The 25358-nt window shown below is 72.1% G+C and carries 25 protein-coding genes; 8 read left to right on the forward strand and 17 right to left on the reverse strand.

All coding sequences use genetic code 11. From position 1 onward, the window contains the following. Positions 1-67: 67 nt before the first annotated feature. The 8 genes from mutM to recG all read right to left on the reverse strand — a co-directional run bounded on the left by mutM (position 68) and on the right by recG (position 7438). Positions 68-928, reverse strand: coding sequence for a bifunctional DNA-formamidopyrimidine glycosylase/DNA-(apurinic or apyrimidinic site) lyase (mutM, locus tag ACFYQQ_RS36130; protein WP_355786444.1), 861 nt, complete (start codon positions 926-928; stop codon positions 68-70). Positions 929-991: 63 nt separating this feature from the next. Then, positions 992-1873, reverse strand: coding sequence for a ribonuclease III (gene rnc / locus ACFYQQ_RS36135; RefSeq protein WP_355786442.1), 882 nt, complete (start codon positions 1871-1873; stop codon positions 992-994). 19 nt (positions 1874-1892) lie between these two features. Then, positions 1893-2066, reverse strand: coding sequence for a 50S ribosomal protein L32 (gene rpmF / locus ACFYQQ_RS36140; RefSeq protein WP_006139588.1), 174 nt, complete (start codon positions 2064-2066; stop codon positions 1893-1895). Positions 2067-2068: 2 nt separating this feature from the next. Beyond that, positions 2069-2722 (reverse strand): YceD family protein, encoded by a 654-nt coding sequence (locus tag ACFYQQ_RS36145; RefSeq protein WP_355786440.1) that lies wholly within the window; start codon positions 2720-2722, stop codon positions 2069-2071. A gap of 134 nt (positions 2723-2856) precedes the next feature. After that, positions 2857-3933, reverse strand: coding sequence for an ATP synthase F0 subunit B (locus ACFYQQ_RS36150; RefSeq protein ID WP_355786438.1), 1077 nt, complete (start codon positions 3931-3933; stop codon positions 2857-2859). Positions 3934-4043: 110 nt separating this feature from the next. Continuing rightward, the gene (gene coaD, locus ACFYQQ_RS36155) at positions 4044-4523 is read right to left on the reverse strand and encodes a pantetheine-phosphate adenylyltransferase (RefSeq protein ID WP_355786456.1); all 480 of its coding nucleotides are present in this window, start codon (positions 4521-4523) and stop codon (positions 4044-4046) included. 26 nt (positions 4524-4549) lie between these two features. Beyond that, positions 4550-5137, reverse strand: a complete 588-nt coding sequence (gene rsmD, locus ACFYQQ_RS36160) for a 16S rRNA (guanine(966)-N(2))-methyltransferase RsmD (protein WP_356171928.1) — start codon at positions 5135-5137, stop codon at positions 4550-4552. A 93-nt stretch (positions 5138-5230) separates the two neighbouring features. Beyond that, a complete protein-coding gene (gene recG, locus ACFYQQ_RS36165; RefSeq protein WP_355788536.1) occupies positions 5231-7438 on the reverse strand; it encodes an ATP-dependent DNA helicase RecG in 2208 nt (735 codons plus the stop codon). A 161-nt stretch (positions 7439-7599) separates the two neighbouring features. On the opposite strand from recG, the gene ACFYQQ_RS36170 reads away from it, so the two are divergent. Both ACFYQQ_RS36170 and ACFYQQ_RS36175 read left to right on the forward strand, forming a co-directional pair. Then, positions 7600-9444, forward strand: coding sequence for an HSP90 family protein (locus tag ACFYQQ_RS36170; RefSeq protein ID WP_355788533.1), 1845 nt, complete (start codon positions 7600-7602; stop codon positions 9442-9444). Beyond that, positions 9441-12407, forward strand: a complete 2967-nt coding sequence (locus tag ACFYQQ_RS36175; protein ID WP_388906776.1) for a tetratricopeptide repeat protein — start codon at positions 9441-9443, stop codon at positions 12405-12407. Before ACFYQQ_RS36170 ends, ACFYQQ_RS36175 begins: the two co-directional genes overlap by 4 nt. 9 nt (positions 12408-12416) lie before the next feature. Here ACFYQQ_RS36175 and ACFYQQ_RS36180 read toward each other — a convergent pair whose 3' ends face one another. Beyond that, positions 12417-14237: a DAK2 domain-containing protein gene (locus ACFYQQ_RS36180; RefSeq protein ID WP_388906779.1), complete on the reverse strand. Its 1821-nt coding sequence runs from the start codon at positions 14235-14237 to the stop codon at positions 12417-12419. A gap of 258 nt (positions 14238-14495) precedes the next feature. Here ACFYQQ_RS36180 and rpmB point away from each other — a divergent pair, with 258 nt between their 5' ends. Next, positions 14496-14681 carry a 50S ribosomal protein L28 gene (rpmB, locus tag ACFYQQ_RS36185; RefSeq protein ID WP_004924906.1) on the forward strand — a complete coding sequence of 62 codons (186 nt, stop codon included), beginning with the start codon at positions 14496-14498 and terminating at the stop codon, positions 14679-14681. 186 nt (positions 14682-14867) lie between these two features. Here the strand turns inward: rpmB and ACFYQQ_RS36190 are convergent, their stop codons facing one another. Then, positions 14868-15833, reverse strand: coding sequence for a thiamine-phosphate kinase (locus tag ACFYQQ_RS36190; protein ID WP_355785655.1), 966 nt, complete (start codon positions 15831-15833; stop codon positions 14868-14870). 206 nt (positions 15834-16039) lie between these two features. On the opposite strand from ACFYQQ_RS36190, the gene ACFYQQ_RS36195 reads away from it, so the two are divergent. Then, entirely contained in the window at positions 16040-16273 is a 234-nt protein-coding gene (locus ACFYQQ_RS36195) for an Lrp/AsnC ligand binding domain-containing protein (RefSeq protein WP_121406178.1), read from the forward strand. Positions 16274-16293: 20 nt separating this feature from the next. Then, complete coding sequence (locus ACFYQQ_RS36200; RefSeq protein WP_355791001.1) at positions 16294-16785, forward strand: DUF3515 domain-containing protein; 492 nt, start codon at positions 16294-16296, stop codon at positions 16783-16785. 16 nt (positions 16786-16801) lie between these two features. Here the strand turns inward: ACFYQQ_RS36200 and ACFYQQ_RS36205 are convergent, their stop codons facing one another. From ACFYQQ_RS36205 to ACFYQQ_RS36215, 3 genes are all read right to left on the reverse strand, one after another. Then, complete coding sequence (locus ACFYQQ_RS36205) at positions 16802-17959, reverse strand: D-alanine--D-alanine ligase family protein (RefSeq protein ID WP_356171914.1); 1158 nt, start codon at positions 17957-17959, stop codon at positions 16802-16804. 153 nt (positions 17960-18112) lie between these two features. Then, positions 18113-19123 (reverse strand): NAD(P)H-dependent glycerol-3-phosphate dehydrogenase, encoded by a 1011-nt coding sequence (locus ACFYQQ_RS36210; protein WP_355784670.1) that lies wholly within the window; start codon positions 19121-19123, stop codon positions 18113-18115. Then, entirely contained in the window at positions 19120-19890 is a 771-nt protein-coding gene (locus tag ACFYQQ_RS36215) for a lysophospholipid acyltransferase family protein (RefSeq protein WP_355784667.1), read from the reverse strand. The genes ACFYQQ_RS36210 and ACFYQQ_RS36215 overlap by 4 nt, the downstream gene beginning before the upstream one ends. 143 nt (positions 19891-20033) lie before the next feature. On the opposite strand from ACFYQQ_RS36215, the gene cofC reads away from it, so the two are divergent. Both cofC and ACFYQQ_RS36225 read left to right on the forward strand, forming a co-directional pair. Continuing rightward, entirely contained in the window at positions 20034-20702 is a 669-nt protein-coding gene (gene cofC, locus ACFYQQ_RS36220; RefSeq protein WP_388906784.1) for a 2-phospho-L-lactate guanylyltransferase, read from the forward strand. Positions 20703-20777: 75 nt separating this feature from the next. Continuing rightward, positions 20778-20981, forward strand: a complete 204-nt coding sequence (locus ACFYQQ_RS36225; protein ID WP_388906787.1) for a hypothetical protein — start codon at positions 20778-20780, stop codon at positions 20979-20981. Positions 20982-21066: 85 nt separating this feature from the next. Here the strand turns inward: ACFYQQ_RS36225 and ACFYQQ_RS36230 are convergent, their stop codons facing one another. The 4 genes from ACFYQQ_RS36230 to leuC form a co-directional block, all read right to left on the reverse strand. Beyond that, positions 21067-21741, reverse strand: a complete 675-nt coding sequence (locus tag ACFYQQ_RS36230) for an HU family DNA-binding protein (protein ID WP_355790782.1) — start codon at positions 21739-21741, stop codon at positions 21067-21069. Positions 21742-21878: 137 nt separating this feature from the next. Further along, on the reverse strand, positions 21879-22109 hold the full coding sequence (locus tag ACFYQQ_RS36235) for a hypothetical protein (protein WP_355790779.1): 231 nt from the start codon (positions 22107-22109) through the stop codon (positions 21879-21881). Positions 22110-22386: 277 nt separating this feature from the next. Next, entirely contained in the window at positions 22387-22980 is a 594-nt protein-coding gene (leuD, locus tag ACFYQQ_RS36240) for a 3-isopropylmalate dehydratase small subunit (protein WP_355790776.1), read from the reverse strand. Positions 22981-22986: 6 nt separating this feature from the next. Further along, positions 22987-24420 (reverse strand): 3-isopropylmalate dehydratase large subunit, encoded by a 1434-nt coding sequence (leuC, locus tag ACFYQQ_RS36245; RefSeq protein WP_355790773.1) that lies wholly within the window; start codon positions 24418-24420, stop codon positions 22987-22989. 191 nt (positions 24421-24611) lie between these two features. On the opposite strand from leuC, the gene ndgR reads away from it, so the two are divergent. After that, the gene (gene ndgR / locus ACFYQQ_RS36250) at positions 24612-25328 is read left to right on the forward strand and encodes an IclR family transcriptional regulator NdgR (RefSeq protein WP_028806673.1); all 717 of its coding nucleotides are present in this window, start codon (positions 24612-24614) and stop codon (positions 25326-25328) included. Positions 25329-25358: the final 30 nt, after the last annotated feature.

Here is a 25358-nt window from a genome sequence, read left to right on the forward strand (position 1 = left end):
CGGCACGCGTGCCGACGGGGCCCGTCGACTCGCGTCGCTCACGCGGAGCCCGGCTCCCCCGCGCCGTTCAGACCGTGACGCGTGGCGCCCGCTGGCACTTGGGGCAGAAGTAGCTGGACCGGTTCATCCAGGCGCGCCTCCGCATCGGCGTGGCACAGCGCCGGCAGGGCAGGCCCTCACGTCCGTACGCGTCGAGCGAGCGGTCGAAGTAGCCCGACTCCCCGTTCACGTTGACGTAGAGGCTGTCGAAGCTGGTGCCTCCGACCGAGAGGGCCGCGTTCATCACGTCCCGTACGTGGCCGAGGAGTTCGGCGGTGCGCGGGCGGGTGAAGCCGGCCGTGGGGCGCTCGTAGTGGATGCGGGCGCGCCACAGCGCCTCGTCCGCGTAGATGTTGCCGACGCCACTGATCAGCGACTGGTCGAGCAGCGCCCGCTTGATGGTCGTACGGCGTCGGCGCAGCGCCTCGTGGAACGCCGCGTCGTCGAAGAGCGGGTCGAGGGGGTCGCGCGCGATGTGGGCGATGACGTCGGGCAGCCCGTCGGGGGTCGTCTCGTGCAACGAGAGCCCGCCGAAGGTGCGTTGGTCGACGAAGCGCAGTTCGGTGCCGAGGTCGTCGGCGAAGCGGACCCGGATCCGCAGGTGCTTCTCGTCGGGGGCTTCGTGCGGCTGTACGAGCAGCTGGCCGCTCATGCCGAGGTGGGCGAGGACCGCGGTGCCGGTGGTCTCCAGCGGGATCCACAGGTACTTGCCGCGGCGGCTCGGGACGCCGACGCGCTGCCCCTGGAGCCGGTGGGCGAAGTCCTCGCCGCCCGCGGTGTGGCGGCGTACGGCACGCGGGTGCAGCACGTGGGCCTCGGCGACGGTGCGGTGGGCGACCCACCGTTCCAGTCCTCGCCGGACGACCTCGACCTCGGGCAGTTCGGGCATGTCTGCTCCCCGCACACCATGACGCCCGCCCCCGTGACAGGGGCGGGCGCTCGGTGTGACTCGTCAGGCGGACGCCGAGGAGGCGTCGGCGTTCCCCTCGGCGTGCTCGACGGCTTCGTCAGCCGCCGATTCGGCCTTGTCCGCGGCCTGAGCCTCGGCTTCGGCCTTCGCGACCTCGGCCTGGGCCTCGGCCGCCGCCTTCTTGCGTTCGTCCGAGGCGGAGCGGATGGAGCGCCACGCGGACTCCGCGGCCTGCTGCTCCGCCTCCTTCTTGCTGCGGCCGGTGCCGGTGCCGTACGAGACGCCTCCGACGCGGGCGGCAGCAGTAAAGGTCTTCTCGTGGTCCGGCCCCGTCTCCGAGACCAGGTACTCGGGAACCCCGAGGCCCTCGGTCGCGGTGAGTTCCTGGAGACTGGTCTTCCAGTCCAGGCCGGCACCCAGATTCGACGACTTTTCGATCAGGGGATCGAAGAGCCGGTGGACGAGTTCGCCCGCCGCCTCGAGCCCCTGGTCGAGGTAGACCGCGCCGATCACCGCTTCGAGGGTGTCGGCGAGGATGGACGCCTTGTCCCGGCCGCCCGTGCCTTCCTCGCCCCGGCCCAGCCGGATGAAGGAGCCGAGGTCGAGCCCGCGGCCCACCTCCGCCAGCGCACGCGAGTTGACCACCGCGGCCCGCAACTTGGCCAGCTGGCCTTCGGGCAGGTCGGGGTGGGTGCGGTACAGCGTGTCCGTGACCACCAGGCCGAGCACGGAGTCCCCGAGGAACTCCAGGCGCTCGTTGGTGGGCAGGCCGCCGTTCTCGTACGCGTAGGAACGGTGCGTCAGTGCACGCACCAGAAGGGCGGACTCCAGCTTGTAGCCGAGCCGCCCTTCCAGAAGCGTGTGGGACGAGGCTGTGTTGTCCGCCTTTTTCTTGGCGTTTGAATCCGCCTTGGCGTCAGACATCAGACCTCTCACCGGCCGCTCAGACCTCGAGGACCTGGCGCTTGTTGTAGGTGCCGCAAGCGGGGCACGCGATGTGCTGCAGCTTGGGCTCGTGGCAGCGCTCGCACGCAACCAGGGTGGGGACCGCAGCCTTCCACTGCGACCGGCGGTGGCGCGTGTTGCTGCGCGACATCTTCCGCTTCGGAACAGCCACGGCTACTTCTCCTGCTTCTCGTCGGCGCGTGCTGATCGAGGCGCGCCGCCGCTCATCTCGTCCTTCTCGCCATCTTCGAGTGAACCGGCGAGTCCCTGCAGTGCCGCCCAACGGATGTCGACGGCGTCGTGGTGGTGGCCCGGGTCGTCAGCCAGCCGTGCTCCGCACTCGGAACACAGGCCTGGGCAGTCTTCCCGGCACACCGGCTGCATCGGCAGTGCGAGCACCACCGCATCCCGCAGCACGGGCTCGAGGTCGAACAGGCCGTCCTCGATGAAGAGAGTGTCCTCGTCTTCCTCGGCGTCGTCGGCCGGCTCCGCTTTCACACGGCCCCGGTCATCGGCGTCAGGGTACGAGAACATCTCCTGGAATTCCGCTTCGAGCTCCAGCTCGAGCGGCTCCAGACACCTTACGCACTCCCCCTTGGCCGATGCACGGGCGGTGCCTGTGACAAGCACCCCTTCCATGACCGACTCCAGGCGGAGGTCCAACTCCACCGGGGCGCCTTCCGGCACTCCGATGACTCCCTGGATGCCCAGATCCGCGGGAGCGTCGATCGAACGGGTCAGGCGCTGCAGCGCGCCAGGACGCCGCCCCAGCTCGTGTGTGTCGAACACAAGAGGGTTGCGGTGGTCGAGGCGGGCGTTCAGAGCCATTCCTGCTTTCGATCTTCGATGTGGGGAGCGCCGCCCTGATCTTCCGGGCAGCTCTGATCGCGGACGTACACGCGACCGAAGAGCCAGGATACTGGACCATTCGCTCACGGCCCAATCCGGTGCGTTCGGGGCCCTCAGTGGCCGCCGCGCCCCTGCTCGTAGGCCCGCAGCTGCTCCGCGCTGATCATGCCGGTGTCGAAGAGGCTGGTCTCGTCGAGGGCCTGGGCCTGCGGCTGCTGGTACGCCTGCTGGTCCTGGTCCTGCCCGTACGCGGACTGCTGGTCCTGGCCGTACGCGGGCTGCTGGTCGTAGCCCTGCTGCTGGTAGCCGTAGGGGTCGGCCTGCTGGTAGCCGTACGCGTCCTGCTGGCCGTACTGCTGCGGGTAGCCGTACGGATCCGACTGCTGCTGCTGGTAGGCGTACGCCTCCTGCTGCTGCTGGTAGGACGGCTGGGCCGGCACCTCGGGCGCCTGGGCGGGCTGCTCGGGGGCGTCGGAGAGGTCCGCGAGGCCGGCCAGGTAGTCCGCGTCGCTGGTGTGCTGGACGGCGGTCCCGTCGTCCGTGAGGGAGCCGAGGTCGTCGCTGGCGATGCGGCCGTGCAGCTTCTGGCGGCCCCGGCCGACGGCCTCCAGGGTCTTGGCGAGGACAGCCTCGAAGGCACCGAGCTTGACCCCAACGTACTCGTCCGCGGCGCGGCGCAGCGTCTCCGGGTCCTGGCTGCGCTCGGGGGCGTCCTCGTCCTCGTAGCCCTGCTCGTCGAGGCCGGGCCCGGTGCCGAGGAGCTTCTCGCGGCCGCGGCCGACGGAGCCGAGGGTCTTGGTGAGGACGACCTCGAAGTTGGCGAGCTTGGAGTCGACGTAGTCGTCGGCCTCGGCGCGGATCTCCTCGGCCTCCTGGCGGGCCTCGGCGAGGATGCGGTCGGCCTCGTTCTGGGAGCGGCGGGCGACCTCGGTGTCGGAGATCAGAGAGCCGCGCTCGGCGTGCGCGTTCTCGATGATCCGCTCGGCCTCCTGGCGGGCCTGCTCGACCAGCTGCTCGCGGCCGCCGATCAGCTCCTGGGCCTGGGCCAGCGAGCCCGGCAGGGCCTGGCGCAGCTCTTCGAGCATCGAGAGCAGTTCGGCGCGGTTGACCACGCACGAGGCCGACATGGGCATGGAACGGGCGCCGGAGACCGACGCGACGATCTCATCGAGCTTCTTCTGCACGTCCACCGTGTGCTCGCCACTCTCTACAGCTGTGATGGAGACGGACGGGTCGACTGTACGACCACTCCCGCCACCTCCGACACCGGGTGACGGGCCGTCAGCTCCCGGCGGCCGTCTCAGCTCTGCGCGAGGCGCTCGGTGAGGGCTTCCAGGACCAGCGGCGGGACCAGGTGCGAGACGTCGCCGCCCCAGGCCGCCACTTCCTTGACCAGGGAGGAGGACAGGAAGCTGTAGGTGGGGTTCGTGGGGACGAACAGCGTCTCGACGCCCGACAGGCCGTTGTTCATCTGGGCCATCTGGAGTTCGTAGTCGAAGTCGCTGACGGCGCGCAGCCCCTTGACGATGGCCGGGATGTCGCGCTGCTTGCAGAAGTCGACGAGCAGGCCATGGAAGGACTCGACCTCGACGTTCCCGAACTCGGCGGTGACCTGGCGGATCAGGTCGATCCGCTCGTCGATCTCGAACAGGCCCTTCTTGGACTGATTGATCATCACCGCGACATGCACCACGTCGTACAGCTTGGAGGCGCGGGCGATGATGTCGAGGTGTCCGTTGGTGATCGGGTCGAATGACCCGGGACAGACGGCGCGGCGCAACTGAGGTCCCTCGCTCTCCGGTCCGGTCATCGTGCGTCTTCGCACGTAGAGGCGGCGCGACCGTACCAAAACGTTCCCTCGCCGTAACGACGGCTCCGGAGCGCCTCGAAGCCGTCCGGCCACCCGAATTCGCCGCCTCTGGTGCTGCGCTCCACGGTGACGAGCGCATCGTCCGCGAGCCAGCTTTCCGTACGGAGTGTGAGCAGGATCTCGCGAAGATCGTCGTCCGAGACGGCGTACGGCGGATCGAGGAACACCAGGTCATAGGGGTCGGCCGGGGCCGCACCGCGGATGATCTGCTCCGCTTTGCCCGATCTGACCTCGGCGCCGGGCAGCGCCAGCGACGCGACGTTCTCCCGAATCACCCGGGCCGCCCGCGCGTCGGCCTCGACGAGGAGGGTGTGGGAGGCGCCGCGGCTCAGGGCCTCCAGGCCCACCGCGCCCGAGCCGGCGTACAGGTCGAGGACGCGCTCGCCGTCCAGGGGGCCGCCGAGGAGGGACTGCCAGGTGGAGAAGAGGCCCTCGCGCGCCCGGTCGGAGGTGGGGCGGGTGCCGGTGCCCGGCGGGACGGCCAGACGGCGTCCGCCGGCCCGGCCGGCGATCACGCGGGTCATCTCTTTCGTCCTTCGTGCGTGGGGGCCTTCGCGGGCGGGGTGTGACCGCTCCAGTCTGTCAGCCCAGGCCGCGGCGGCGCGCTCCGACCTCGCTCAGCCCTTGTCCAGGTACTGCTCGCGCTCCTCGTCGAGCAGGGCGTCCAGCGCGGTGCGCAGGCCGGGAAGGCGCTCCAGCTCCGGATCGGCGGCGACGACCGCGGCCGCCTCCTCGCGGGCCTCGGCGATGATCTCCTCGTCGTCGATGACGGTGAGCATGCGCAGCGAGGAGCGGACACCGGACTGGGCCTGGCCGAGGACGTCGCCCTCGCGGCGCTGCTCCAGGTCGATGCGGGAGAGCTCGAAGCCGTCGAGGGTGGACGCCACGGCGGTCAGCCGCTGTCGGGCCGGGCTCGCCTCGGGCATCTCGCTGACCAGCAGGCACAGGCCGGGTGCGGAGCCTCGGCCGACCCGGCCGCGCAGCTGGTGCAGCTGCGAGACGCCGAAGCGGTCGGCGTCCATGATCACCATGGCGGTGGCGTTCGGCACGTTGACCCCGACCTCGATGACCGTCGTCGCGACGAGGACGTCCGTCTCGCCGGCGGCGAAGCGGCGCATCACGGCGTCCTTGTCGTCGGGCGGCATCCTGCCGTGCAGGACCTCGACCCGCAGTCCCTGGAGCGGGCCCTTGGCGAGCTGGTCGGCGATGTCCAGGACGGCGAGCGGCGGGCGCTTCTCGGCGTCGTCCTCGGGGGACTTCTTCTTCGCCTTGCCCTCCTCCTCGTCGCCGATGCGCGGGCAGACGACGTACGCCTGATGGCCGTTCGAGACCTCCTCGCGCACCCGCTCCCAGGCGCGGGCCAGGAAGTGCGGTTTGTCGGCGGCCGGGACGACGTGGCTGGCGATGGGTGAGCGGCCGGCCGGGAGCTGGTCCAGCACGGAGGTCTCCAGGTCACCGAAGACGGTCATCGCCACCGTGCGGGGAATGGGGGTGGCGGTCATGACCAGCAGGTGCGGGGGCTGCTTGCCCTTGCCGCGCAGGGCGTCGCGCTGCTCGACGCCGAAGCGGTGCTGCTCGTCCACCACGACCAGGCCCAGGTCGTGGAACTGCACCTTGTCCTCGATCAGCGCGTGGGTGCCGATGACGATCCCGGCCTCGCCGGTGACCAGGTCCAGCAGGGCCTGCCGCCGGGCCGCCGTGCCCATGGAGCCGGTGAGCAGCACGACCTTGGTGGAGTCCTCGGCGCCGCCGAGCATCCCGCCCTCGGCCAACTCTCCCATCATCTCCGTGATCGACCGGTGGTGCTGCTGGGCGAGCACCTCGGTGGGCGCGAGCATCGCCGCCTGGCCCCCCGCGTCGACCACGGCGAGCATGGCGCGCAGGGCGACCAGGGTCTTTCCGGAACCGACCTCTCCCTGGAGGAGCCGGTGCATCGGGTGTTCGGTGGCGAGGTCGCCGAAGATCTCCGCGGAGACCTTCCGCTGGCCGTCGGTGAGGGTGAACGGCAGCTTGGCGTCGAAGGCCGTGAGCAGGCCGTCGGGCCGCGGTCTGCGGGCGACGGCGGGGAGCTGGGCGTCCGCGTGCCGGCGGCGGGCCAGTGCGACCTGGAGGACGAACGCCTCGTCCCACTTCAGGCGGGCGCGGGCGTCCTCGACGTCCGCCTTGGTGTGCGGGCGGTGGATCTTGAGGAGGGCCTCGGGGAGGGAGACCAGGCCGCGGCCCTCCCTGAGGGAGTCCGGCAGCGGGTCGACGGCCTCCTGGGCGCTCGGCAGGACCGTCTGCACGGCCTTCGCGATCTTCCAGGACTCCAGCTTGGCGGTGGCCGGGTAGAGGGGGATGAGGGAGCCGGCCCAGGTGTCGACCGTCTCCGCCGCCTCGTCCCCGTCGCCGCGCAGCAGCTCGTAGGCGGGGTGGGCGAGCTGGAGGCGGCGGTTGAAGACGGAGACCTTGCCGGAGAACATCGCGCGCGTGCCCGGCAGGAGGTCCTTGTGCGGCTTGTGCACGCCGTTGCCGAAGAAGACGAGCTGGAGGCGGCCGCTGCCGTCCGTGATCGTCACTTCGAGGCGCTGGCCCTTGCCGCGGGGCGCCTTGGACGAGGCGAAGGTCATCAGGCGGGCGTCGGCGACCTGGGCGACCACCGTGGCGTGCTCGTCCATGGGCAGGTCGGCGAGGTGGGTGAGCTGCCCGCGCTCCTCGTACCTGCGGGGATAGTGGTGCAGCAGGTCGCCGACGGTGTGCAGGCCGAGATGCTCGGCCATCACCTTCGCGGTGGCGGGACCGAGCACCTTCTTCAGTGGTTCTTCGAGCGCGGGCACGAGATCCATTGCACACCACGGCACTGACATTGCCGCATACGTCCTGGAAATCCGCTGGTCAGGCGGGTCGTTCGCGGCCTAGGATGACGCGCCCGCCCTGTTCGCGGTCACCGTGCCCCGGGACCGCCCGACCCCGCGCCGTCGCCCGTCCCCCCACCGGCGCTGCGACGATGGACTCACAGACTTCTCAGTCATCCCAGGCACCCCAGTCACCTCACACGTTCCAGGTCGACCTGCGCGGCCTCGTGGACCTCCTCTCCCATCACCTCTACTCGAGTCCCAAGGTCTATCTGCGCGAGCTGCTGCAGAACGCCGTGGACGCCATCACCGCGCGGCGCGCCGAGCAGCCTGACGCCCCGGCCACGGTCCGGCTGTTCGTCGAGGGCGACGGGGGCGCCCTGCGCGTGGAGGACTCCGGCGTCGGACTCACCGAGTCCGACGTGCACAGCCTCCTCGCGACCATCGGCCGCAGCTCCAAGCGCCGCGAGGGGCTGGAGTCGGCGCGTTCCGACTTCCTGGGGCAGTTCGGCATCGGTCTGCTGGCCTGCTTCGTGGTCGCCGAGCGCATCCGCGTCGTCAGCCGCAGCGCCCGTACGCCCGGGGCGCCGCCCGTGGAGTGGACGGCGACCGACGACGGTTCGTACACCGTGCGGACGCTGCCCGACGCGGCGCGGCCCGAACCGGGCACGACCGTGCACCTGGTGGCGCGCGCCGGGGCGGGCGAGTGGCTGACCGAGGAGCGGGTGCGCTCGCTGGCCCGGGACTTCGGGTCGCTGCTGCCGTACGACGTCCGGGTGGGCGAGGAGGCGGTCACGGACCTGCCGGCGCCCTGGGACCGCCCGTACCCGAGCCCCGCGACCCGGCGGGTGGCGCTGGCGCGGCACTGCCACGACCTGTTCGGGTTCACGCCGCTGGACTCGATCGACCTGGACGTGCCGCTCGCCGGGGTCCGCGGTGTCGCCTACGTGCTCCCGTCGGCGGTCAGCCCCGCCCAGCGCGCCGGGCACCGCGTCCACCTCAAGGGCATGCTGCTCACCGAGCGGGCCGAACAGCTCCTGCCCGACTGGGCGTTCTTCGTGCGCTGCGTCCTGGACACGGACAGCCTGCGGCCCACCGCCTCGCGCGAGTCGCTGTACGAGGACGAGACGCTGGCGGGCGTGCGGGACGCGCTCGGCGAGCGCATCCGGTCCTGGCTGACCGGGCTCGCCGCGGGCGACCCGGAGCGGCTCGCGGCCTTCCTGTCCGTGCACCACCTGGGCGTGAAGTCGCTGGCCCGGCACGACAGCGAGATGCTGCGCACGATGCTGCCCTGGCTGCCCTTCGAGACCACCGACGGACGGCTGTCCCTGGAGGAGTTCGCGCAGCGGCACCCGGTGGTGCACTTCACGCGGACCGTGGAGGAGTACCGGCAGGTCGCGCCCATCGCGTCCGCGCAGGGCGTGGGCGTCGTCAACGGCGGCTACACGTACGACGCCGAACTCGTCGCCGCCCTCCCCTCGGTGCGTCCGGGGACGGTCGTCGCCGAGCTGGACGCGGACACCGTCACGGCGCACCTGGACACGGTCGACCCGGCGGAGGAGCTGGCCCTCGCCGGCTTCCTGGCCGCCGCCCGCGCCAAGCTCGACCCCCTGGGCTGCGACGTCACCCTGCGCTCCTTCCACCCCCTGTCCGTACCGGCGCTGCACCTGGACGACCGGGCGGCCCGGCACGAGCAGGCCCGCGCGGACGCCGAGGAGCAGGCCGACGACCTGTGGGCGGGCATCCTCGGCTCGCTGCGCGGCAGCGCCCCGCGCGCCCGGCTGGTCCTGAACCACCTCAACCCGCTGATCCGCAAGGTCAGTTCGCTGCGCGATCCCGAACTGATCGGCACGGCCACCGAGTCCCTCTACGGGCAGGCCCTGCTGATGGCGCAGCGCCCGCTGCGGCCCGCGGACTCCGCGCTGCTCAACCGCGCGTTCCTCGGCCTCCTCGAATGGGCCACGCACACCGAGTCCGGGGAGGACGACCGCCGATGAGCCAGGTCATGGACTTCGACATGCTGCGCCACGCGATGGCGGAGAACTACGAGCAGCCCGAGGGCCCGGCCCGCAACGCGCGCGCGGAGCAACTGCTCGCCGAGGCGGAGAAGCTGAACATCCCGCTCGCCGTGATCGAGGCGCTCGGACACCAGCTGAAGGTCTACAACTACAGCTCCGAGAAGGACAAGATGTTCGTCCCCTTCGCGCGCCTGCTGCGCATGTGGGACGAACACCCCGAGGACTTCGACGAGTACGAGACCCACTCCCTGCACTGGGTGTTCAAGTGGATGTCCGCCGGCATGCTGGGCCAGCCGCACATCCCGCTCGCCTCCATCGAGAAGTGGCTCGGCGAGATGGAGCACCGCTACCGCCTCGCCGGGCACTCCGAACGGGCCGTGCGCAGCGCCGAGTTCAGCGTGGCTCACCACATCGGCGACCTGGAGCGGGCCGAGCGCGCGTACACGGCGTGGCTGGCCGCGGACCGGGACAGCATGGCCGACTGCCACGCCTGCGAGTTGCACGACCAGGGCTGGTGGCAGGCGCTGCGGCACGGGGACGCGCAGGCGCTGGAGATGTGGGGGCCGGTCCTGGAGGGCCGGTACACGTGCGCCCACGAGCCGCACGCGGTCCTGGCGTCCTCGCTGCTGCCGCTGCTGCGGCTGGGCCGGCTCGACGAGGCGCGCGCCCACCACCTGCGCGGCCTGCGGCTGGTGCGCGCCATGGAGAGCATGCGCGGCGCCTACGCGGACCACGTCGAGTTCTGCGCGCTGAGCGGCAACGAGGCACGCGCCCTGGAACTCCTCGCGGAGCGGCCGGCGTACTTCACCGACTCCGGGGAGCCGCGCAGCAGGCTGGACTTCATGGCGGTGGTGGCGCTGCTGATGGACCGGCTGACCGAGCTGGGGCTCGGCGGTCAGCCGGTCCCCGGGCCGGCCGGACGCACCTGGACCGCGGCCGAACTCGCCGTCCACGCGCGCGGGGAGGCCCTCGCGCTGGCCGCCCGCTTCGACGCGCGCAACGGCACCTCGTACGTCGGTGAGCGCGCCCGCGCCCGCATGGACCGGCGGCCCCTGGTGGACCGGCTGCCGCTGGGCGTACGCAGCACCCGTCCCGCCCCCGCGCCGCGCCCTGCGGCGGCCGTCGCCGCGTCCGGGGAGCCGGCCGCCGAGCCGGACCTGCCCGCGCTGCTCGCGCGGGCGCGGCGGCTGTCCGAGGAGATGGCTCCGGAGGCCGTCGCGGCCTGGGCCGAGGTGGCCCGCGCGGCCGAGGGCGCGGAGCTGGGCCCGCACGACCGCGCGGAGATCGCCGAGCACGAGGCGATGGGCCTGGGCCCGGAGGGCGCGGCGCTCTTCGAACGGGCCGCCGCCCTGTACGCGGAGGCGGGCGACCCGGGTGAGGCGCTCGCGGCACGCGCGCGTGCCGCGTACGCCCACGCCGGGACGGGCCGGACCGAGGAGACGCTCGCGGCCGTACGGGAGCCGTACGAGCAGGTGCTGGCCCTGCTCGCGGCGGACGCCACGGGCGTACGCCAGGCGGCCTCCGTCCTGGTGGCCCGCGCGCGGATCCTGATGCAGCGCGTGCACGAGGCCGCCGACGAGGAGGCCGGGGACGGTGACACGGGCGCCGCCTCCGCCGAGGCCGAGACGGCCGTACGGGAGCTGCTTGCGCTCGCGGGGCCGCACACCGACCGGACCTGGCTCGCCGCCCGGGCCGCGGAGGCGCGGGCCATGCTCGCGGAGCTGGCCGCGCACAGCGGGGACGCCCCGGCGGCCGCCGAGCTGTACGAGCGGGCGGTCGCGGAGTTCACGGCGGCCGGGCTGCCGTGGTTCGCCGTGGAGTACCAGGCCCGCCTCGCCGGGATCGCGCGGCACCTCGGCGACCCGGAGACGGCGGAGCGGGCGGTACGGGCGGCGCTGGACGGCGGCGGCCCCTACCTGGAGGCGGTAGGACACGCGCAACTGCACCTCCAGCTGGCCGAGATCCTCGCCGCCGACGGTCGGCCCGGCCCCGCGGCGGAGCACGCCCTGGAGGCGGCGCACTGGGCCGACGAGGGCGGCGAGGGGCCGACGCTCGGCGCCTGGGCGCGGCACCAGCTCGGCGGTTTCCTGCTCGCCCAGGGGCGTTGGGCGGAGGCCGCGGAGGTCCTGGAGTCGGCGCTGCCCGACCTGACGGCGGAGACCCACGGCGACGGCGCGATCGTGCAGACCCGGTGGTGGCTCGGCGACTGCCTCACCGAGCTGGGCGAGCACCGGGCGGCGGCCGAGCACTGGCTGCGGGCCGCCGACATCGCCCGGCACTGGCCCGAGCAGCGCGACCACGCGATGCTCGCCCACCTCGCCGCCGAGGCCCTCGGTCACGCGGACCTGCCCGTCGAGGCCGCCCGGGCGTACGCCCGCGCCGGTGACCTCTGGCGGTCCCTGGGCAACGTCCACGGCCTGGTCCGCTCGCTGCGGGCCCGCGCCTGGATCGCGGCGCGCGGGGAGGCCGGCCTGGACGGGGCCCGGGAACTCATGGCGGAGGCGGTACGCGTGTGCGAGCTGGCGCTGGAGGAGCTGCCGGCGCCCGACTCCGGTGCCTCGGGTGAGGACGACGGCGCGGAGGACCGGGTCCGGCTCGTCTCCGAACTCGGGCAGACGCACCGCCAGTTCGGCGACCTGATCGCCCGCTCCGTCCAGGACGACGCGGCCGAGGACGACGCGCACGCGGCGTTCGAGGAGGCGCTCGGCCAGGTCACGCGGGCGGTCGCGGCCTTCGCGTCCCTCGGTGCCGACGGACTCGACTCCCGCACGGGGTCCGAACTCGCCACCGGGTGGCTGGAGGCCGACCTGGGGCGTCCCGCCGCGGCCCGGGCACGCGCGCGTGCGGTGCTCGCCGCCTGTGAGGGGCTCGACGGGGACGTGCCGCGGGCGCGGCGGGGCGAGGCGGAGAAGATGCTGGAGCTGATGGCCGGAGCCGAGTAGGCAGGGCCGCTACTCCACCCCGATGAGCAGCAGCGCTCCCTGGCGTCCGCCCCGGTAGACCACGGTGTCCACCGCGAGGTAGGACTCCCGGACGCACGCCTCGAGGTGGGCGGCGACGGTCTCGGGCGCCTCGTCGCCCAGCACGAGGGTGACCATCTCGCCGCCCGCCGACAGCATGCGGTTCAGCACGACCTCGGCGGTGTCGGCGAGGTCGGAGCCGATGACGGCGACGTCGCCGTCGATGAGCCCGAGGATGTCGCCGGCCTGGCAGATGCCCGCCATGGTCCAGGACTGCCGCTCGGCGACCAGGACCTCCGCATGGCGGGTGGCACCGGCGGCGGACGTCATCGCGACGACGTCCTCGTCGAAACGGCGGTCCGGTTCGTGGACGGCGAGCGCGGCGATGCCCTGCACCGCGGACCGGGTCGGGATCAGGGCGACCCGGACGCCCTCCGCGCGTGCCTGTTCGGCGGCGGCGGCCGCGGTGTGGCGCAGTTCCGGGTCGTTCGGCAGGAGCACCACCTCGCGCGCGTGGGCACGCCGTACCGCCTCGACCAGCTCACCGCTGGCGGGCGGCTCCCCCGGTCGCGCGAGCACGCTCGTCGCCCCGGCCTCGGCGTACAGGCCCGCCAGGCCCTCGCCGGGCACGACCGCTACGACGGCCCGCTGGGTGCGCTCCCGGGGCGGGCGCACCGCCCGCCCGCCGGCCGTGTGAGCGTCGTCCAGCCCGAAGTGGGTGATCCGGATCCGGTACGGCCGTCCCGCCTCGATGCCCGCCTCGACGGCGGCGCCGGCGTCGTCGACGTGCACGTGGACGTTCCACAGGCCGTCGCCGCCGACCACGACGAGGGAGTCCCCGAGCCGGTCGAGCCGCTCCCTGAGCCGCGCGACGGCCGCGTCCTCCGCCTCCAGCAGGTAGATCACCTCGAAGGCCGGGCCGTCGGCGTCGGGCGTCGCGTCCGCGCACACCTCGGCGGGGCTCTCCTCGTCGCCGCTCCCGACGGCCACGCGTGCGTGGGCGCCGTCGTCGGCCACGCGCGCGTGGCGGTCGTCCGCGGCGCGCGCCTCCCCCTCCGCCGGCGCGTGCTCCGTCCGCACGGCCAGGACGGATATCGCCGCTCCCCCGGGCGCCTCACCGGTGAACGTCTGCACCAGGGCGGCGAGGACGGCCACGAGGCCCCGGCCGCCCGCGTCGACCACTCCCGCCCGCTCCAGGACGGCCAGCTGCCCCGGTGTCGCCGCCAGGGCCGCCCGCGCTCCCTCGTACGCCGCCCGCGCGACCGCCCCGCAGTCGCCCTCGGCGCCGGTGGCCGCGTCGGCGGCGGCCGAGGCGACGGTGAGCACCGTGCCCTCGACGGGGTGGGCGACGGCCCGGCGGGCGGAGTCGGCCGCGTGCCGAAGGGCGAGCCGCAGCCCCGGTCCGTCGGTGTGAGAGGTGTCACTGTCGGCGGCGAGCACCTGTGCCATGCCGCGCAGCAGCTGCGCGAGGATCGTCCCGGAGTTGCCGCGGGCCCCGATCAGGGCGCCGTGCGCCATGGCCCGCGCGGCCTCCGCCAGGCTGGGCCGCCCGGCCGGGTCCGACGCGGCGCTGTGGCCCTTCTGGCGTGCGGGGTCCGTCACGTACATCGCGTGGTGCCCGGCGAAGACCGCCTCGACGGCCGTGGCCGCCGACTCGACGGTCAGATAGAGGTTCGTCCCGGTGTCACCGTCGGCCACGGGATAGACATTGATGGCGTCGATCTCCTCGCGGGCCCGTCCCAGGGCCTCCAGCGCGAGACCGCACCAGGTGCGCACCGCGGATGCGTCCAATGTCTGCGGCACCTGCGGCACCTGCGCCTCCTTGAGCTGCCGGACGTGGGACGCAGCGTAGACCCAGGACGGGTCCCCGACGGAAGAGGGCCCTGATGAGGCCGGGGAAGGTCCGCGCGCCGCCATGGTAGTTTCGTTGTACGGACGCAGTCGTTGTATGCTGCTCCGGTTGCCCGATCCGATCGGGCCTTCCCCCTGGCACCGCCACTCAGATCCTAGATCTTGATCCCGGCATGCCGGGATCCACCGTAAGAGCATCTGAAGTCTTTGGAGTGACCCGTGGCTGCCAACTGCGACGTCTGCGGCAAGGGGCCGGGCTTCGGCAACAACATCTCGCACTCGCACCGCCGTACGCCCCGTCGCTGGAACCCGAACATCCAGCGCGTCCGTACCGTGGTGGGCGGGACGCCGAAGCGCGTGAACGCTTGCACCTCGTGCATCAAGGCCGGCAAGGTCTCGCGCTGACGCAACTTCCCCACGCTCTGGCTCCGCTCGAGCAGGGGGGATCCCCGTCGCGCGCGGCCACTGCTGGTTCGCTGCTCTGAGCCGGTCCACTTCCCAGTGGACCGGCTTTTTGCTGTCCCCGCGCGCGCGTGGGCCACGGCGCCGCCCGGAAAGGTGCTCACCGCCCCCGCGATGAGCACCTCGGCGTCACGACTCGATGTCCCCGAAGTGGTCCCAGCCGCCCTTGTTCGTCCAGGGCGCCCCGTCGACCGTCACCTGCGGCAGCGCCGACGGGTTGAGCACCTCGCCGATCACCTTCCAGCGTGCGGGCAGCTTCACGTCCGGCGGGAACGTCGCCACGATGGCGTGGTCCTCGCCACCGGTGAGCACCCACTGGATCGGGTCGACGCCGACGGCCTGCCCGATGTCGTTCATCTGCGAGGGGATGTCGATGTCCCCGGAGCGCACGTCGATGCGCACCTTGCTGGCCTCGGCGATGTGCCCGAGGTCGGCGATCAGGCCGTCGCTGACGTCCGTCATCGAGGTCGCGCCGAGTCCGGCGGCGGCGGGGCCCGCGTGGTACGGCGGTTCGGGGCGCCGGTGCGCCTCCACGAACGCGCGCGGCGAGCGGAAGCCGCGGGACAGCACGGCGAACCCGGCCGCCGACCAGCCCAGCCAGCCCGTCACGGCGACGACGTCGCCGGGCTGCGCGCCGGCCCGGGTCACCGGCTCGTGGTTGCGCAGGTCGCCGAGCGCCGTGATCGCGACGGTGATCGTGTCGCCCCGTACGACGTCGCCGCCGACCACGGCCGCCCCCGCGACCTGGCACTCGTCGCGCAGCCCGTCCATCAGCTCCGACGGCCAGGTGGCGGGCAGTTCGGCCGGCACGACCAGGCCGAGCAGCAGCGCGGTCGGCACGGCTCCCATCGCGGCGATGTCCGCGAGGTTCTGCGCGGCCGCCTTGCGTCCCACGTCGTACGCCGTGGACCAGTCGCGGCGGAAGTGCCGCCCCTCCAGGAGGATGTCGGTGCTCGCCACGACCCTGCGGTCCGGGGCGGCGACGACCGCGGCGTCGTCACCGGGACCGACCCGGACCGCCGGGGTGGTGGTAAGACGCGACGTGAGCTCTCTGATGAGCCCGAACTCCCCCAACTCGCCCACGGTGCCCTTCATCGTCGTACTGCTCCCTCTGCCGCGGCCGGTGCCCGGTCGCGAGCCGTCTCTGTACTCGGTACGGTCGAGTTGACCGTCAACTTGTGCAGTCCGTGCACCCCGGCGCGCAAGCCCCAGGCCCCGCGGGTCTCCCCGTGGCGAGCGGCGACGCGATACCGTGGCGTTCCTTTTCCCCACATGATCCTCGTGGCCGCCCTGGAGGTTCCGTGGTACAGGCGTACATCCTGATCCAGACGGAGGTCGGCAAGGCGTCGACCGTCGCCGAATCGATCAGCAAGATCCCGGGGGTGATCCAGGCCGAGGACGTGACAGGGCCGTACGACGTGATCGTGCGGGCCCAGGCCGACACCGTCGACGAACTCGGCCGCATGGTGGTCGCCAAGGTCCAGCAAGTGGACGGCATCACCCGCACCCTGACCTGCCCGGTCGTGCACCTGTAGCCCCCGTCTACCCTTGGCCGGTGAACATCTTCCGTCACCGGCCGAACGCTGCCCCCGGGCTGTCCGTGCTCGCCCTGTTGATCGCCGTCACCGGCTGCTCCTCAGCAGACGACAGCGCAGCCGCCGCGGTTCCCAGCCCGGGCGAGAACGCCGCCCGGCTGTGCCGGAACCTGGACAAGGTGCTGCCGGAAAAGGTGGACGGCCTGGAGCGGGAGGACCCCGAGCCCCGGTCCGCGCTGACCGCGGGCTGGGGAGGCCCGGCGATCATACTGCGCTGCGGTGTCGTACGACCCGCCGAGATGCTCGATCCGAAGGCGTCCAGCACCGTGATCAACGGCGTGGGCTGGCTGGTGCAGGAACGGGACGACGGCTCGTACGTCTTCACGTCGAGCCTGCGCAGGGCGTACGTCGAGGTACGGCTCAGCGCGGAGCACTCCAAGAACGGGGCGGGGGCGCTCGTCGATCTGGCGAAGCCCGTCAAGAAGGCGATCCCCGAGGGGATCGCCGACTGACGTCGCGGACGGACGGTCAGCGCAGTCCGGTGGACCGCCGCAGCGCCGCCCGGATCAGCAGGTCCACGAGCTCCGGGTAGCCGATGCCGCTCGCCTCCCACATCTTCGGGTACATCGAGATCGGCGTGAAGCCGGGCATGGTGTTGACCTCGTTGATCACGAACTTCCCGTCCTCGGTGAGGAAGAAGTCCGCGCGCACCAGGCCCTCGCAGGACACGGCCTCGAAGGCGTCGACCGCGAGCCGCCGGACGTCGGCGGTCTGCTCGGGCGTCAGCGGGGCGGGCACGATGCCGGGGGTGGAGTCGATGTACTTGGCCTCGAAGTCGTAGTACGCGTGCGACTGGGCCGGCGGGATCTCGGCGGGCAGGCTGGCCCGCGGACCGTCCTCGAACTCCAGGACCCCGCACTCGATCTCGCGGCCGCGCAGCAGCGCCTCCACGATGATCTTCGGGTCGTGGCGCCGGGCCTCCTCGATCGCCTCGTCCAGAGCGCCGAGGTCGTCGACCTTGGTGATGCCGATCGACGAACCCGCGCGCGCGGGCTTCACGAACAGCGGCCAGCCGTGCTCGCCGGCGAAATCGATGATCTTCTTGCGGGCGGCGGAGCGGTCGCCGTCCCACTCGCGCGGCCGGATCACCACGTACGGGCCCACCTCCAGCCCGAAGGAGGTGAACACCCGCTTCATGTACTCCTTGTCCTGGCCGACGGCCGAGGCGAGCACACCGGCGCCGACGTAGGGCACGCCGGAGAGTTCCAGGAGGCCCTGGAGGGTGCCGTCCTCGCCGTAGGGGCCGTGCAGCACGGGGAAGACGACGTCGACCTCGCCGAGGGCCTTGGGGACCGAACCCGGCTCGCTGTAGACGACTTCGCGGTTGGCCGGGTCGACGGGGAGCACCACGCCGCCCTCGCCGGCGTCGGCCAGCTCGTCGACGCTGGGCTGGCGCCGGTCGACGATCGCCATCCGTTCCGGCTCGTCCGCCGTGAGCGCCCAACGGCCGTCCTGGGTGATGCCGATCGGCAGTACGTCGTACTTCGTACGGTCGATGGCGCGCAGGACCGCGCCGGCCGTGACCACGGAGATCCCGTGTTCGGAGCTGCGACCGCCGAAGACGACGGCCACGCGCGGCTTGCGAGGCGGCTGCTCGGGGCTCTGGGGGAGGTTCTCGGTGCTCATATCGCGTTGAGAGTACCCGGTGGTAGGCGGTGAGTCAGCGCCCCACGGCGGCGTTGCCCGAGACCGTCCGCCTGCCGTCGCTCACTGTCGCCCCGACGACAGCGGAGCGTCGCGGCACGCCGCCGCGGGCAGGTCGGGCGGTGCGGGGAGGCGTCAGCGGCGTTCCGGTTTGGCGCTGCGCGACATGAGTTCCTTGAGCGCGACCACCGGCGGCTTGCCCTCGTGGACGATGCCCACGACTGTCTCCGTGATGGGCATGTCGACCCCGTGCCGGCGCGCCAGATCCAGCACCGATTCGCAGGACTTGACGCCCTCGGCGGTCTGCCTGGTGACGGCGATGGTCTCCTGGAGGGTCATGCCCTTGCCGAGGTTGGTGCCGAAGGTGTGGTTGCGCGAGAGCGGCGAGGAGCAGGTGGCCACCAGGTCGCCCAGGCCCGCGAGTCCGGAGAAGGTGAACGGGTCGGCGCCCATGGCGAGGCCGAGCCGGGTGGTCTCGGCGAGCCCGCGGGTGATCAGCGAGCCCTTGGCGTTGTCGCCGAGCCCCATGCCGTCCGCGATGCCGACGGCGAGTCCGATCACGTTCTTGACGGCGCCGCCGAGTTCGCTGCCGATGACGTCGGTGATGGTGTACGGGCGGAAGTACGGCGTGTGGCAGGCGGCCTGGAGGCGCCGGGCGACGGCCTCGGAGCGGCAGGCGACCACGGAGGCGGCCGGCATCCGCGCGGCGATCTCACGGGCGAGGTTGGGCCCGGTGACCACGGCGACGCGGTCCTCGCCGACCTTGGCGACGTCCTCGATGACCTCGCTCATCCGCATGGCGGAGCCGAGTTCGACGCCCTTCATCAGGGAGACGAGGACGGTGTCGGGGGCGAGCAACGGCACCCACTCGGCGAGGTTGCCGCGCAGGGTCTGCGAGGGCACGGCGAGCACGGTGAAGTCGGCGTCGGCCGCGGCCTCGGCGGGGTCCGTGGTGGCGCGCAGGTTCTCCGGGAGTTCGACGCCGGGCAGGTAGTCCGGGTTCGTACGCGTGGAGTTGACCGCTTCGGCGAGTTCGGCGCGGCGCCCCCACAGGGTGACGTCGCACCCCGCGTCGGCGAGCACCATGCCGAAGGCCGTGCCCCACGATCCGGTCCCGAAGACGGCCGCCCTGACCGGCTTGCTCACGCGCCTTGCCCCTCTTCCTGCTGTGTCTTCGCCTTCGCCGCGGCCCTGCGGCGCTGTTCGATGCGTACCTGGCGGGGGTCGTAGGGCGTCTCGGGCGCCTTCTCCCCGCGGATCTCCTCCAGCAGCGCGGTGACGGCGGCCATGATGACCTCGGTCGCCTCCTTGAGGAGGTCGGGGGTCATGTCCTTGCCGTAGAAGCGCGAGAGGTCCACCGGCGGGCCCGCCAGCACCCGGTGGGTCTTGCGGGGAAGGAGGTTGGGCTTCTTGGCGTAGGGCGGGAGCAGTTCGTTGGCTCCCCACTGGGCGACCGGGATCACCGGGCACTTGGTCTGCAGCGCGACCCGCGCGGCCCCCGTCTTGCCGGTCATGGGCCAGCCGTCGGGGTCACGGGTGAGGGTGCCCTCGGGGTAGAAGGCGACGCATTCGCCGCGCTCCACGGCCTCGATCGCGGCCCGGAACGCGCTCAGCGCGTCGGTGCTCTCGCGGTAGACGGGGATCTGTCCGGTGCCGCGCATCGCGGCGCCCACGAACCCCTTGCGGAAAAGCGCCGCCTTCGCCAGAAATCGGGGAACCCGCCCGGTGTTGTACTGGAAGTGTGCGTAGGCGAACGGGTCCACATGCGAATTGTGGTTCACCGCGGTGATAAATCCGCCCTCAGCCGGAATGTTCTCCATTCCACGCCAGTCCCGCTTGATCAGAACCACCAGTGGCGGTTTGCACAGGACCGCTGCGAAGCGGTACCAGAAGCCGATTCTGCGGCGGGGCACGCGGACACCTTCCTCTAGGGCCTGGGGGCCCGCACAAGTGTCACCCCGGGCCGCCGGTCTGTCGAGAACACCGTACGCCCCGGTCGTGGGCGTCCCCGGGGGCACGGGTCACAATGGGCGCGACAAGAGGGGACGGAACGCTCGTGCAGTGGACGTTGGTCATACCGCTCAAAGCGCTGGCGCGGGCCAAGAGCAGGCTCTCGGACACCGCTGGGGACGTGCTGCGTCCGGGCCTCGCCCTCGCTTTCGCCCAGGACACCGTGGCGGCCGCGCTGGCCTGCGCCGCGGTCCGCGATGTGGCGGTCGTCACGGACGATTCCCTGGCCGGGCGGGAGCTGGCGTCGCTGGGAGCCCGGATCGTCCCCGACGAACCGGCGGGCGGCCTGAACGCGGCACTCGCGCACGCGGCGGCGGTGGTGCGTTCCCGAAGTCCCGAAAGCGCGGTGGCCGCTCTGAACGCGGATCTGCCGGCGCTGCGGCACACGGAATTGGAACGGGTACTCGACGCCGCCGCGGAATTCCCCCGCGCTTTTCTCGCGGACGCCGCGGCAATCGGCACCACCCTGCTGGCCGCCGCCCCGGGCCGGGAATTGCTGCCGTCGTTCGGGACCGCCTCCCGCGCCCGCCACCGGGCGTCGGGAGCCGCGGAACTGGACCTGGAAGCGGTGGATTCGGTACGCCAGGACGTCGACACCGGCGACGACCTGCGGGCGGCGCTGGCACTGGGCGTGGGCGCGCGTACGGCGGCCGCGGCGGCCCGGCTGCTGATCCCGGGCCGTCCGGTGGGGACCGCGGGTCCGCCGGCCCCCTGAAGTCCCCCCGTAGCACGGCGCCCGGGACGGGTCCTCGGGGAAGTGCGCCCGCGCCGCAGGCCCTAGGCTTCCCTCATGCAGGCGACCGCGTACACGTACGACCCCGAGACCCGCAGCGGCCAGGTGCTGCTCGACGACGGCACCCCGGTGCCCTTCGACGCGCCGGCGTTCGACGCGGGCGCCCTGCGGCTGCTGCGCCCGGGGCAGCGGGTGCGCGTCGAGTTCGAGGGCGAGGGCGCCTCGCGCCGGATCACCCTGGTCACGCTGCACACGTTCTGAGCGGGCGCCCGCCGCGCCCGGACACGCCGCGGGCCGGGCTCCCGGTGGGAGCCCGGCCCGGCGCGTGAGTTGCCCTGCGCCCCTGCTACCTGCGGGCGGTGGCCTTCTTGGCGGTGGTCTTGCGAGCCGTCGACTTCTTGGCGGGGGCCTTGGTGGCCGTCGCCTTCTTGGCCGCCGGGGCCTTCTTCGCCGTACCCGTCGCCTTCTTGGCGGTGGTCTTCTTGGCGGCGGCCTTCTTGGTGCCGGTGGCGGCCTTCTTGGCGGTGGTCTTCTTCGCCGTGGCCTTCTTCGCCGTGGCGGTGGTCTTCTTCGCCGGCGTCGCCGTCGTCTTCTTCGCGGTGGCGGTGGTCTTCCTGGCGGCGCCTGTCGCCTTCTTGGCGGTGGTCTTCTTGGCCGCGGCCTTCTTGACCGTCGCGGAAGCGCCGCCGGACAGGCTGCCCTTGGGGGCCTTCTTGACGGCGACCTCGCCGCCGCGCGGCAGCTTCTTCGAGCCGCTCACCAGGTCCTTGAAGCCCTGACCGGCGCGGAAGCGCGGCACCGAGGTCTTCTTGACCCGAACACGCTCTCCCGTCTGCGGGTTGCGGGCGTAGCGGGCCGGGCGGTCGACCTTCTCGAACGAACCGAAGCCGGTGACCGAGACCCTTTCGCCGCTGACGACCGCACGGACGACCGCGTCCAGTACGGCGTCGACCGCGTCGGCGGCCTGCTGACGGCCGCCGACCTTGTCCGCAATCGCTTCTACGAGCTGCGCCTTGTTCACGTCTTCCCCTTCGGAGACATTGCCAGAACGAAAGTGTTCAAGCGTTTTCGCACGTTAGGCAGATATATACCGCAAATCAAACACGAAACGGGCTAATCACCCTTGTGCCGCAACGAACTCGGGCTGTCGCGGAGTTCTCAGCGTTCCTCTTCCGGGAATCGACCCTCGTCGAGGTCCGCCATGAACCGCTCCAGACGCCTTGTCGCATCGGCGAGATCGTGCTTGGCCACGGCCGTAATGACCAGCAGCTTCCGGGCCAGCGCCATCCGTACGCCCTCCGGGACTTGCAGTGCGCGCACTTGTGTGTGCGCTTCCTTGAGTTGGGCCGCGACCGCCGTATAGAGCTCGAGTTGGCCGTCGTGTTCCATGCACAGATTGTGCCATCTGGGGCGAGTTGTCGCCTGCGCAGGGGGCAACTGCGGCCTGTGGCGGCCTCCCGAACACCCCGGCGCCACGCGGCTTTCAGGTTCGCCTACCCCGCCAACCACCGCCGTAACGTGGGAAGTTGGCAGGCCGAAGGGGTGCCGGGAAGGTGTTCCGGGGGCAGACACCGCTGTACCCCCAACCGTCCACGATTGGGGGTACAGAGGGGTGTTGCGGGTGGCTGAAACCAGCCTTGTGTCAGCCGTTCGTCCGGCCCACCTGTCAGACCTGGAGCGTCTTCGGCTTGTACGAGGGGCGCTTCGCCTCGTACGCGGCGATGTCGCCCTCGTTCTGCAGGGTGATGGAGATGTCGTCCAGCCCGTTCAGCAGCCGCCAGCGGGCGTTCTCGTCGAGCTCGAAGGCGGCGGTGATGCCCTCGGCGCGCACCTCGCGGGCCTCCAGGTCGACCGTGATCTCGGCCTGCGGGTCCTTCTCGGCGAGGTCCTGCAGCGCGTCCACGGTCCGCTGCTCCAGGACCACGGTGAGCAGGCCGTTCTTCAGCGAGTTGCCCCGGAAGATGTCGGCGAAGCGGGACGAGATCACGGCCTTGAAGCCGTAGTTCTGCAGGGCCCAGACGGCGTGCTCGCGCGAGGAGCCCGTACCGAAGTCGGGACCGGCGACCAGGACCGTGGCGCCCGCGCGCTCGGGCTGGTTGAGGATGAACGACGGGTCCTTGCGCCAGGCCTCGAACAGCCCGTCCTCGAAACCGTCCCGCGTCACCTTCTTGAGCCAGTGAGCAGGGATGATCTGGTCGGTGTCGACGTTGCTGCGGCGCAGCGGGACGGCCCGGCCGGTGTGCGTGGTGAATGCTTCCATGACTTCTCAGACTCCAGCGGGCGTACGGGCGGCAGGCGCGTCGGACAGGTCGGCCGGCGAGGCCAGATGGCCCAGCACGGCGGTGGCGGCGGCGACCTGCGGCGAGACCAGATGCGTACGGCCGCCCTTGCCCTGCCTGCCCTCGAAGTTGCGGTTGGAGGTGGACGCCGAGCGCTCACCGGGGGCCAGCTGGTCCGGGTTCATGCCCAGGCACATCGAGCAGCCCGCGTGCCGCCATTCGGCGCCGGCCTCCTTGAAGACCACGTCCAGGCCCTCGGAGACGGCCTGCAGACCGACCCGTGCGGAGCCGGGGACGACCAGCATGCGTACGCCGTCGGCGACTTTGCGGCCCTCGACGATGGAGGCGGCGGCGCGCAGGTCCTCGATGCGGCCGTTGGTGCACGAACCTACGAAGACCGTGTCCACCTTGATCTCGCGCAGCGGCTGCCCCGCGGTCAACCCCATGTACTCCAGGGCCTTTTCGGCGGCGTGGCGCTCCGAAGCGTCCTCGTACGAAGCCGGATCGGGGACGGCCGCCGAAAGGGGTGCGCCCTGGCCCGGGTTGGTGCCCCAGGTGACGAACGGCGCCAGCGAGGCGGCGTCGATGACGACCTCGGCGTCGAATTCCGCGTCCTCGTCGGACTTCAGGGTCTTCCAGTACGCGACGGCGGCGTCCCAGTCCTCGCCCTCGGGGGCGTGGTCGCGGCCCTTGATGTACTCGAAGGTCGTCTCGTCGGGAGCGATCATGCCCGCACGGGCGCCGGCCTCGATCGACATGTTGCAGATGGTCATCCGGGCCTCCATCGAGAGCTTCTCGATGGCCGAGCCGCGGTATTCCAGGATGTAGCCCTGGCCGCCGCCGGTGCCGATCTTCGTGATGATCGCCAGGATCAGGTCCTTGGCGGTGACGTCCTCGGGCAGTTCGCCGTCGACCGTGATGGCCATGGTCTTGGGGCGGGCCAGCGGCAGCGTCTGGGTGGCCAGCACGTGCTCGACCTGCGAGGTGCCGATGCCGAACGCCAGCGCGCCGAAGGCGCCGTGCGTGGAGGTGTGGGAGTCGCCGCAGACCACGGTGGTGCCCGGCTGGGTCAGGCCCAGCTGCGGTCCCACCACGTGGACGACGCCCTGCTCCACGTCGCCCAGCGAGTGCAGCCGGACACCGAACTCCGCGCAGTTCTTGCGCAGCGTCTCCAGCTGGACCCGGGAGACCGGGTCCGCGATGGGCTTGTCGATGTCGAGGGTCGGGGTGTTGTGATCCTCGGTGGCGATGGTGAGGTCGAGGCGGCGCACCGGACGGCCGGCCTGACGGAGGCCGTCGAAGGCCTGCGGGCTGGTCACCTCGTGCAGCAGGTGCAGATCGATGAAGAGGAGGTCGGGCTCGCCCTCGGCGCGCCGGACGACGTGGTCGTCCCAGACCTTCTCCGCGAGTGTCCTACCCATCGCTTTCCCTCCGGCCGGCTTGTGTGGCGCCGGCCCAACTAGAGATCTCCGGGGCGGCGCGACGTGCGTACCCCTCGTCCGGACGTCTGCCACCGGGCCCGTTGGTCCGCGGGCCGCTGTGACTACCAGGGTGGCGCGTTCCACGGAAAATTGAACTTGCGTTTCACAGAGTGAGACGCGAGTATCGTTTCATGGACAACAGTAGCGGCGTAGGAGTTCTGGACAAGGCAGCCCTTGTCCTGAGCGCCCTGGAGTCCGGTCCGGCCACCCTCGCAGGGCTGGTCGCGGCGACCGGGCTGGCACGACCCACGGCACATCGCCTGGCCGTGGCACTTGAACACCACCGCATGGTGGCGCGCGACATGCAGGGCCGTTTCATCCTCGGTCCGCGGCTCGCCGAGCTGGCCGCGGCCGCGGGCGAGGACCGCCTGCTCGCGACGGCGGGCCCGGTGCTCACGCATCTGCGCGACATCACGGGCGAGAGCGCGCAGCTCTACCGCCGGCAGGGCGACATGCGCATCTGCGTCGCCGCCGCCGAGCGCCTCTCGGGCCTTCGGGACACGGTCCCGGTAGGTTCCACGCTCACGATGAAGGCGGGCTCCTCGGCCCAGATCCTGATGGCGTGGGAGGAGCCCGAGCGTCTGCACCGCGGCCTCCAGGGCGCGCGCTTCACGGCCACGGCCCTGTCGGGCGTACGGCGCCGGGGCTGGGCCCAGTCGATCGGTGAGCGCGAGCCGGGCGTCGCGTCCGTCTCCGCGCCGGTCCGCGGCCCCTCGAACCGCGTGGTCGCCGCCGTCTCGGTCTCCGGACCGATCGAGCGCCTGACCCGCCACCCGGGGCGGATGCACGCCCAGGCGGTCATCGACGCCGCCGGACGACTCTCCGAGGCCCTGCGCCGCACGGGCTGACCCGACCGGGGTGGGGCCGGCCTCAACGCC

Origin of the sequence: Streptomyces sp. NPDC005496 (genome assembly GCF_042872045.1) — a bacterium.
GTDB lineage: Bacteria > Actinomycetota > Actinomycetes > Streptomycetales > Streptomycetaceae > Streptomyces.

Coding starts and splice junctions, on each gene's coding strand:
- ACFYQQ_RS36175 (WP_388906776.1), top strand. CDS start 9,441: ATGAGCCAGGTCATGGACTTCGACATGCTGCGCCACGCGATGGCGGAG.
- ACFYQQ_RS36145 (WP_355786440.1), bottom strand. CDS start 2,722: ATGGCTCTGAACGCCCGCCTCGACCACCGCAACCCTCTTGTGTTCGAC.
- ACFYQQ_RS36235 (WP_355790779.1), bottom strand. CDS start 22,109: ATGGAACACGACGGCCAACTCGAGCTCTATACGGCGGTCGCGGCCCAA.
- ACFYQQ_RS36225 (WP_388906787.1), top strand. CDS start 20,778: ATGCAGGCGACCGCGTACACGTACGACCCCGAGACCCGCAGCGGCCAG.
- leuC (WP_355790773.1), bottom strand. CDS start 24,420: ATGGGTAGGACACTCGCGGAGAAGGTCTGGGACGACCACGTCGTCCGG.
- rsmD (WP_356171928.1), bottom strand. CDS start 5,137: ATGACCCGCGTGATCGCCGGCCGGGCCGGCGGACGCCGTCTGGCCGTC.
- leuD (WP_355790776.1), bottom strand. CDS start 22,980: ATGGAAGCATTCACCACGCACACCGGCCGGGCCGTCCCGCTGCGCCGC.
- rnc (WP_355786442.1), bottom strand. CDS start 1,873: ATGTCTGACGCCAAGGCGGATTCAAACGCCAAGAAAAAGGCGGACAAC.
- recG (WP_355788536.1), bottom strand. CDS start 7,438: ATGGATCTCGTGCCCGCGCTCGAAGAACCACTGAAGAAGGTGCTCGGT.
- ACFYQQ_RS36205 (WP_356171914.1), bottom strand. CDS start 17,959: ATGAGCACCGAGAACCTCCCCCAGAGCCCCGAGCAGCCGCCTCGCAAG.
- ndgR (WP_028806673.1), top strand. CDS start 24,612: ATGGACAACAGTAGCGGCGTAGGAGTTCTGGACAAGGCAGCCCTTGTC.
- ACFYQQ_RS36170 (WP_355788533.1), top strand. CDS start 7,600: ATGGACTCACAGACTTCTCAGTCATCCCAGGCACCCCAGTCACCTCAC.
- mutM (WP_355786444.1), bottom strand. CDS start 928: ATGCCCGAACTGCCCGAGGTCGAGGTCGTCCGGCGAGGACTGGAACGG.
- ACFYQQ_RS36190 (WP_355785655.1), bottom strand. CDS start 15,833: ATGAAGGGCACCGTGGGCGAGTTGGGGGAGTTCGGGCTCATCAGAGAG.